Origin of the sequence: Nonomuraea terrae, from assembly GCF_004348995.1 — a bacterium.
GTDB classification, from domain to species: domain Bacteria; phylum Actinomycetota; class Actinomycetes; order Streptosporangiales; family Streptosporangiaceae; genus Nonomuraea; species Nonomuraea terrae.
Map to the genome: position 1 here is coordinate 43,646 of NZ_SMKQ01000041.1, position 7,350 is coordinate 50,995.

Consider the following 7,350-nt stretch of genomic DNA (forward strand, 5'->3'; position numbering starts at 1 on the left):
CTTCCAATCGGGTCTCGATCCCATTACTGACTCTTTTCGCAGGTCACCGCAACTGTCACTCTTCGCCGCGTGAGCGACACACGTAGCGCAATAGATCGATACTTCTCAATTTCCGCACGAGGCTCGACCATCGCCCGTGAGATCCGCGGCGGCCTCGCCACGTTCTTCACGATGGCGTACATCGTCGTGCTCAACCCCCTCATCATCGCCAACGGACAGGACGTGGAGGGCCAGTTCATCGGCGACGGCAGCGCGCCCAACGTGGCACTCGTCGCGGCCGGCACGGCTTTCGTCGCCGGCGTGATGACGATCCTCATGGGCGTCGTCGGCCGCGTGCCGTTCGCGATGGCGGCCGGGCTCGGGCTCAACGCCTTCGTGACCTTCAACATCGCCAGCGTCATGACCTGGGAAGAGGCCATGGGCCTGGTCTTCCTGGAGGGCGTCATCATCGCCCTGCTGGTGCTGACCGGCCTGCGCACGGCGATCTTCCACGCCATCCCCGCCCAGCTCAAGACCGCCATCAGCGTGGGCATCGGCCTGTTCATCGCGCTGATCGGCTTCGTGGACGCCGGCTTCGTGCGCAGGGCCGAGGGCACGCCGCTGGAGATGGGCATCGCCGGCAGCCTCACCTCGTGGCCGATCCTCGTCTTCGTCGTCGGCCTGCTGGCCACGGCGGCGATGGTGGCGCGGCGGGTCAAGGGCGCCATCCTCATCGGCATCGTCGGCTCGACCGTCCTGGCGTTCGTCGTCGAGGCGATCGCCCAGGTGGGCAGTGCCTCGCCGGAGAACCCGGGCGGCTTCCAGCTCAACCGTCCCGTCGTACCCAGCGAGCCCTTCGGCTTCCACAACCCGCTCACGCTGTTCACCGAGTTCGACCCGTTCGGCGGCTTCGTCCGGGTGGACCTGCTGCTGGCGGGGCTGTTCGTGTTCACGCTGCTGATCACGGACTTCTTCGACACCATGGGCACGGTCGTGGGCGTCGGTCGCCAGGCGGGCCTGGTGGGAGAAGACGGCGCGCTGCCGCGTACCAAGCAGATCCTGCTCGTCGACTCGATCGGCGCGGCGGCGGGCGGCGCGGGCTCGGTCTCCTCCAACACGACCTACATCGAGTCGGCCGCCGGCGTCGGCGAGGGCGCGCGGACCGGCCTCGCGAGCGTGGTCACCGGCCTGCTGTTCCTCGTCGCGATCTTCTTCGCGCCGCTCGTGACCATGGTGCCGTACGAGGCCGCGGCCCCCGCCCTGGTCGTCGTGGGCTTCCTCATGATGACGTCGATCCGCGACATCGACTGGAACGACTACGAGATCTCGATCCCGGCGTTCCTCGCGGTCGTCATCATGCCGTTCACCTACTCGATCTCGAACGGCATCGGCGTCGGCTTCATCATGTACGTGCTGATCAAGATCGTGAAGGGCAAGGCGCGGGAGATCCACCCGCTGCTGTGGGGCGTCACGGCGCTCTTCGTGCTCTACTTCGCGATCGGCCCGATCAAGATCCTGTTCGGGCTGTCCTGAGCAGCGGTCGTCCTGCCGCTCGCGGTTCGCGTCGGCCGTGACGGCCGCCGGCGCCTGGCCGGCTGAGAAACCGTCGCACCCGAAGCCGTCCCATGCGCACGCATGGGGCGGCTTCGGGTATCAACGGGTGAGACGCTTAACGTTGGGAAATATCTTGAGTTCCCTTATAGTTAGCAAAGGTAATGACTCATGCTAACCAGAACCCCGTTCAAGACGGACCTGCGCAGCGACGCAGGTCTCGCTTCCGCCTTGCGCGTTTCGCTGGCAAGGCTCAACAGGCGTCTGCGGCGCCAAGCGGCGGCGCACTCGCTGACGCCCACGCAGTTCGCGACGCTCGCCGCGGTGGATCGGCATTCCGGGATAACCCCCGGCGAATTGGCCGAGCTCGAGAAAGTGCAGCCGCCCTCGATGACACGCGTGATCGCGGCCCTCGAGGAGCGCGGCCTGGTCGCCCGCACCCCGCATCCGACCGACCGGCGCCAGGTGAGCGTGTCGGTGACCGAGGCCGCCGAGAAGCTGCTGAAGGAGGAGCGGCGGCGCAAGGAAGCGTGGCTGACACAGCGGCTGAAGGAGCTGTCGCCGGAGGAGAGGTCGATACTCAGGCAGGCGGCGCCGATCCTGGAGAAGCTCAGCAAGATCTAGAGCCTGAGGAACCCAAGACCGGGATGTTCCGGTCGCTCAAGATTCCCAACTACCGCATGTACGCGGCCGGGAGCATCGTCACCAACACGGGCACCTGGCTGCAGCGGACCGCCCAGGACTGGCTGGTCCTCGACCTGACCAACGGCAGCGCATCGGCGCTCGGCACGGCCACCGCACTGCAGTTCCTGCCGATGCTGCTGTTCGGGTTGTTCGGTGGCGTGATCGCCGACCGCTACCCCAAGCGGCCCATCCTCGTCGCGGCCCAGACGCTCATGGGCCTGCTGGCCCTCACCCTCGGCGCGCTGACGCTGACGGGCTCCGCCGAGGTCTGGCACGTGAACCTGATGGCGTTCCTGCTCGGCATGATCTCCTGTGTGGAGGTGCCGACGCGGCAGGCGTTCGTGGTCGAGATGGTCGGACGCGGCGACCTGCCCAACGCGATCGCGCTCAACAGCTCCATCTTCAACCTGGCCCGCGTGGCCGGTCCGGCGCTCGCCGGCGTGCTGATGCACCTGCTCGGCGGCCCGGGACCGCTCTTCGTGCTCAACGCGCTGAGCTTCCTCGCCGTGATCGCCAGCCTGGTCTTCATGCGCTCGTCCGAGCTGAACCCGGCCGAGCCCGTGCCCAGGGCCAAGGGGCAGCTCCGCGAGGGCCTGCGGTACGTGCTCCAGCGCGACGAGCTGCTCATGCCCGTGCTGCTGATCGGGTTCGTGTCGATGTTCTCGCAGTCGTTCTCGATGTCGATCGCGCTGATGGCCCGCGAGGTGTTCGGGGCGGACGCGTCGTCGTTCGGGCTGGCCTCCAGCATGTTCGCCGTGGGCGCGCTCGGCGGGGCGCTGGTCGCCGCGCGCCGGGCCAAGCCGACCCGGAAAGTGCTGTTCGCGGGAGCGCTCGGGTTCGGGCTGTTCCAGATCGCGACCGGGCTGGCCCCGATCTACCCCGCCTACCTGATGCTGCTCGTGCCCGCCGGGATCGCGCTGATCACGATCAACACGGCGGCGAACGCGAGCGTGCAGATGGCCACGTCCCCCGAGATGCGGGGACGCGTCATGGGGATCTACTTCCTGGTGTTCACCGGTGGGGCGCCGCTGGGCGCGCCGCTGGTCGGCTGGCTGTCCGACCTGGGCGGGCCCCGGGTCGGCGTGATCCTGTCCGGAGCCCTGGTGCTCGTGGGCACCGGCCTGGCGGTGGTCATGACGCGGCTGATCAGCTCGCGAGTGCGCAAGCCCGCCCTCGCCGTCGCATGAGTCATGTCCCCCGGCGGGCCGGTGCGCCGACCGGCCGGGGGCGGCGGCACAATCGGGGACCATGAGGTTGTTCGCGGCCGTGGTGCCGCCCGACGAGGTGCTGGACGAGATCGCGCACGCGATCGCCCCCCACGTCGGGCAGGTGCCCGGCCTGCGCTGGCCCGACCGGGCCACCTGGCACATCACCCTGGGCTTCTTCGGCGAGGTGCCCGAGCCGGCGCTGCCCGAGCTGGAGGAGCGCCTGGCCCGGGCCGTGCACCGCCACCCGGTGGCCCACCTGGCCTTCGACCACTTCGGCGCGTTCTCCTCGCTGCGCCGGGCGCGGGTCTTCTGGGTGGGCGTCACCGGCGACTCCATGGCGCGCCTGGTCGACTCGGTCAAGGCGGGCGCCCGGCGGGCCGGGGCCACGCAGACCGACGAGAAGCGGTTCCACCCGCACCTCACGCTGGCCCGCGCCAAGATCGAGACGGACCTCCGCCCGCTGGTGGAGTCGCTGGAAGGGTTCAGCGGCTCGCCGTGGCGGGCGGAGCGTGTCCGTCTCGTACGCAGCCACACAGGGCCCCAGGTGAGGTACGAGTCACTCGCCGAATGGGCGCTGGCACCCTCCACGCGCGACTAGGCTCCAGGTCGTGGATCGTCCTCGCCCCTGGTTGCTGCCGATCGTGCTCGGCCTGCTCCTGCTCATCGTCGTGGTCGGCGCCCTGCTCGCCTGAGCGTCACCAGGCGTAGTCCTCCGGCGCGGTGCGGTGGCCCGGGAAGATCTCGTCGAGACGGGCCAGGGCGGCGTCGTCCAGGTCGATCTCCAGGGCCCGCAGGCTGTTCTCCAGCTGCTCCATCGTGCGCGGGCCGATGATCGGCGCGGTGACCGCCCGCTGCTTGAGCAGCCAGGCCAGGGCCACGTCAGCCGGGTGCTCGCCCAGCTCGTCACAGAGCTTCTCGTACTGCTCGATCTTGTCGCGGTGCTTCTCGAGCTGCTTGACCATGTGGTCGGCGACCGAGCGGCCCGTGTCGGCGCCGCTGTCGAGCTTGCGCAGCACGCCGCTGAGCAGGCCGCCCGCCAGCGGGCTCCACGGGATCACGCCGATCCCGTAGTCCTCGCACGCCGGCAGCACCTCCATCTCGACCGCGCGGGTGAGCAGGTTGTAGTGGGACTGCTCGCTCACCAGGCCCATGAACCGCCGCCGGGCCGCGCTCTCCTGCGCCTTGGCGAGGTGCCAGCCGGCGAAGTTGGACGAGCCCACGTACAGGATCTTGCCCTGCTGCCGCAGGACCTCCATGGCCTCCCAGAACTCCTCGAACGGCGTGTTCCTGTCGACGTGGTGGGCCTGGTAGACGTCGATGTAGTCGGTCTGCAGCCGCTTGAGGGACGCGTCGCAGGCCCGCCGGATGTTGAGGGCGGAAAGCCGGCGCTCGTTGGGCCAGTCGCCCATGTCGCCGTAGAGCTTGGTCGCGATGACCGTCCGCTCGCGGCGTCCGCCCCCCTGGACGAACCACCGGCCGATGATGCTCTCCGTGACGCCCTCACCTTTCTTGCCGCCGTAGGTGTTGGCGGTGTCGAAGAAGTTCAGGCCCAGCTCGTGAGCCCGGTCCATGATCGCGAAGGAGTCTTCTTCCGAGGTGCGGGGGCCGAAGTTCATGGTGCCGAGGCAGAGCGGGCTGACCAGCAGACCGCTGCGTCCGAGGTTCACGTAGTCCATGTGTCTCACCCTAGGAAGCTGGAGTGCACTCCAGGCCATAGATTTCTTTCATGATCCTGAATATTCCGATGTCATGATCAGTCTGCTGCGTGCCGCCGTCCCCCTCCTCGCGGCGATGATCGCCGGGATGGTCGGAACGCTGGTCGTCACGTCGGTGCTCGGCCACCACGACACCGTCACGCTCGCCGCCTTCGCGCTGGTGACGGCCGTGCTGAACCCGGCGAGCGCCGCCGTCCAGGGGGCGCTGCGCGGGCTCGGGCCGTTCGTGGCGCCGTACCGCGACGATCCGGGGGCGGCCGTGCCGGTCGTCCGCGACGCGCGCTGGCTCAGCCTGGCCACCGGGACGCTCGGCGCGCTCGCCGTGCTGAGCGTGCCGCTGCTCGCGAGAGTTACCGGCGTGCCGGGCGAGGTCGTCGGCGAGATGGGCGCGCTGCCCTGGTTTCTCGCGGTGTACCTGCTGGTCTTCGCCTCCACCGGAGGCGCGAGCACCATCCTGGTCGCGCTCGGGCGGCCCCGTAACGTGCTCTGGCCGACCCTCGTCTTCGCGGTCGGGCTGGGCGGGCTGTCCGCCCTGCTGGTGCCGTCGCTCGGGCTGACCGGGGTGGGCATCGCCTGGGCCGTCTCGGGGGCGGCGGCCGCGGTCGTGGCCGCCGTCAACCTGCGTCGCGCGCTCGGGCGGCCCATCGGGCAGGCGCGGCCCCGGGTGCGCGAGATCGTCACGGTGGCGAAGGTCAGCATCCCGCTGGCGGGGACCGTGCTGATCAAGTTCGGCGTGCTGGCGGTCGTCACCTTCGCCGCGAGCTCCGCCGGCGCGCGCGACACGGCCGCCCACGCGGTGCTGACCACGCTCACCGGCCTCATCATGATGGTCTCGCTCTCCGTCGCCCAGGTCTCGGTGCCCGAGGTGGCCCGCGCCGCCGACCCCGCCGGAGCGCGCCGGGCCAGTCGCACCGCGGCGCTGCTCGCCGTCGTGGGGACGCTCGTCGTGGCCGCCCTGCTGCTCGCGCTCGGGCAGCCGCTGGTGGGGCTGTTCACCGCCGACCCGGCGGTGCGGGAGCGCGTGCTCGCGCTGCTGCCGCTGATGTCGCTGGCGTCGGTGCTCGACGCGGCCCAGGCCGTGCAGGGTTTCGGTCTCACCGCGCTCAAGCGCTCGTCGGCCAGCCTGCTGTTCTTCGCGATCGGGTACGGGCTGCTCGTCGTGGCCGCCGTTCCCGTGGCCCGTACGTGGGGCATCACCGGGCTGTGGGCCGCCCTGGCGGTGGCCAACGGGCTCCTGCTCGTGCTCCAGGGCGCCGGCTTCCACCGCCACAGCGCGCGGGTCGGCGCGCGGGATCACGTCGCCGGGTGACCGGTGGGGCATGATGGCGGCGTGGGGGAAGTCGTGATCCGGATGCTCGCCGTCGTGGCGGCGCTCTGCCTGCTGCCCGCCGCCCCGGCCTGGGCGGCGCCTGACGACGAGCGGCCGCAGCGGCTGTTCACGTTCAAGGACGCGGGGATCACCGAGTCGAGCGGGCTGGCCGTGTCGCCGACGCGCGACGACGTCTACTACACCCACAACGACAGCGCCGACACCCCGACGTTCTACGCCGTCGACGGTGAGGGGCGGACGCTGGGCACGTTCCAGGTGCGCGGCGCCGAGGCGCGCGACTGGGAGGCCATGGCCGCCACCCGCGACCCGGAGAGCGGGCGGGGCGTGCTCTGGTTCGCCGACATCGGCGACAACCTCGACGGCGCCTGGCCCGACATCTCCGTCTACAAGGTGATGGAGCCGCGCACGCTCGGCGACGCCACGCTGCCCGCCACCCGCTACCGGTTCCGGTACGCCGACGGGGCCCGCAACGCCGAGGGCGTCATGGTCCACCCGAAGACCGGACGGCTGTACGTGGTGTCCAAGGAGTTCGCCGGCTCGGTGTACGCCGCGCCGAAGCGGCTGCGCGCCGACCGGGTCAACGTGCTGCGCAAGGTCGCGAACGCGCCGCTGATGGCCACGGACGCCGCCTACGCTCCCGACGGCTCCTCGTACGTCATCCGCACCTACTTCTCGGCGACCCTCTACCGGCCCTCCGGCGAGCAGATCACCAGGGTGACGATGCCGGAGCTGGAGCAGGCCGAGTCGATCACGTACACGCGCGACGGGTCGGCGCTGCTCACCGGGTCGGAGGGGGCGCGCAGCCCGGTCTACCGCGTCCCGATCCCCGAGAGCGCCCGCCCATCGCCGACCCCGACCCCGACCCCGACGCCGACGCCGGTCG

The 7,350-nt window shown here is 70.4% G+C and carries 7 protein-coding genes; 6 read left to right on the forward strand and 1 reads right to left on the reverse strand.

Annotated elements, in window-relative coordinates:
- The first annotated feature begins 69 nt into the window (after nucleotides 1-69).
- From E1286_RS16400 to thpR, 4 genes are all read left to right on the forward strand, one after another.
- Complete coding sequence (locus tag E1286_RS16400; RefSeq protein ID WP_132613364.1) at nucleotides 70-1,512, forward strand: NCS2 family permease; 1,443 nt, start codon at nucleotides 70-72, stop codon at nucleotides 1,510-1,512.
- A gap of 189 nt (nucleotides 1,513-1,701) precedes the next feature.
- Nucleotides 1,702-2,154: a MarR family winged helix-turn-helix transcriptional regulator gene (locus tag E1286_RS16405; RefSeq protein ID WP_132613366.1), complete on the forward strand. Its 453-nt coding sequence runs from the start codon at nucleotides 1,702-1,704 to the stop codon at nucleotides 2,152-2,154.
- 23 nt (nucleotides 2,155-2,177) lie between these two features.
- Entirely contained in the window at nucleotides 2,178-3,401 is a 1,224-nt protein-coding gene (locus E1286_RS16410) for an MFS transporter (protein WP_132613368.1), read from the forward strand.
- Between the two features lie 61 nt (nucleotides 3,402-3,462).
- A complete protein-coding gene (thpR, locus tag E1286_RS16415) occupies nucleotides 3,463-4,020 on the forward strand; it encodes an RNA 2',3'-cyclic phosphodiesterase (RefSeq protein WP_132613370.1) in 558 nt (185 codons plus the stop codon).
- Nucleotides 4,021-4,117: 97 nt separating this feature from the next.
- Here the strand turns inward: thpR and E1286_RS16420 are convergent, their stop codons facing one another.
- A complete protein-coding gene (locus E1286_RS16420; protein ID WP_132613372.1) occupies nucleotides 4,118-5,098 on the reverse strand; it encodes an aldo/keto reductase in 981 nt (326 codons plus the stop codon).
- Nucleotides 5,099-5,171: 73 nt separating this feature from the next.
- Between E1286_RS16420 and E1286_RS16425 the strand changes: the two genes are divergently transcribed.
- Together E1286_RS16425 and E1286_RS16430 are read left to right on the forward strand one after the other, a co-directional pair.
- Nucleotides 5,172-6,446 carry an MATE family efflux transporter gene (locus tag E1286_RS16425; RefSeq protein ID WP_132613374.1) on the forward strand — a complete coding sequence of 425 codons (1,275 nt, stop codon included), beginning with the start codon at nucleotides 5,172-5,174 and terminating at the stop codon, nucleotides 6,444-6,446.
- Nucleotides 6,447-6,467: 21 nt separating this feature from the next.
- Nucleotides 6,468-7,350, forward strand: an 883-nt coding sequence (locus E1286_RS16430) for a hypothetical protein (protein ID WP_132613376.1), incomplete at its 3' end; no start/stop codon positions are given.

What these genes read in the sequence shown, in the direction of transcription:
- E1286_RS16420 (WP_132613372.1), bottom strand. Translation starts at nt 5,098, where the DNA reads ATGGACTACGTGAACCTCGGACGCAGCGGTCTGCTGGTCAGCCCGCTC.
- E1286_RS16405 (WP_132613366.1), top strand. Translation starts at nt 1,702, where the DNA reads ATGCTAACCAGAACCCCGTTCAAGACGGACCTGCGCAGCGACGCAGGT.
- E1286_RS16410 (WP_132613368.1), top strand. Translation starts at nt 2,178, where the DNA reads ATGTTCCGGTCGCTCAAGATTCCCAACTACCGCATGTACGCGGCCGGG.
- thpR (WP_132613370.1), top strand. Translation starts at nt 3,463, where the DNA reads ATGAGGTTGTTCGCGGCCGTGGTGCCGCCCGACGAGGTGCTGGACGAG.
- E1286_RS16425 (WP_132613374.1), top strand. Translation starts at nt 5,172, where the DNA reads ATGATCAGTCTGCTGCGTGCCGCCGTCCCCCTCCTCGCGGCGATGATC.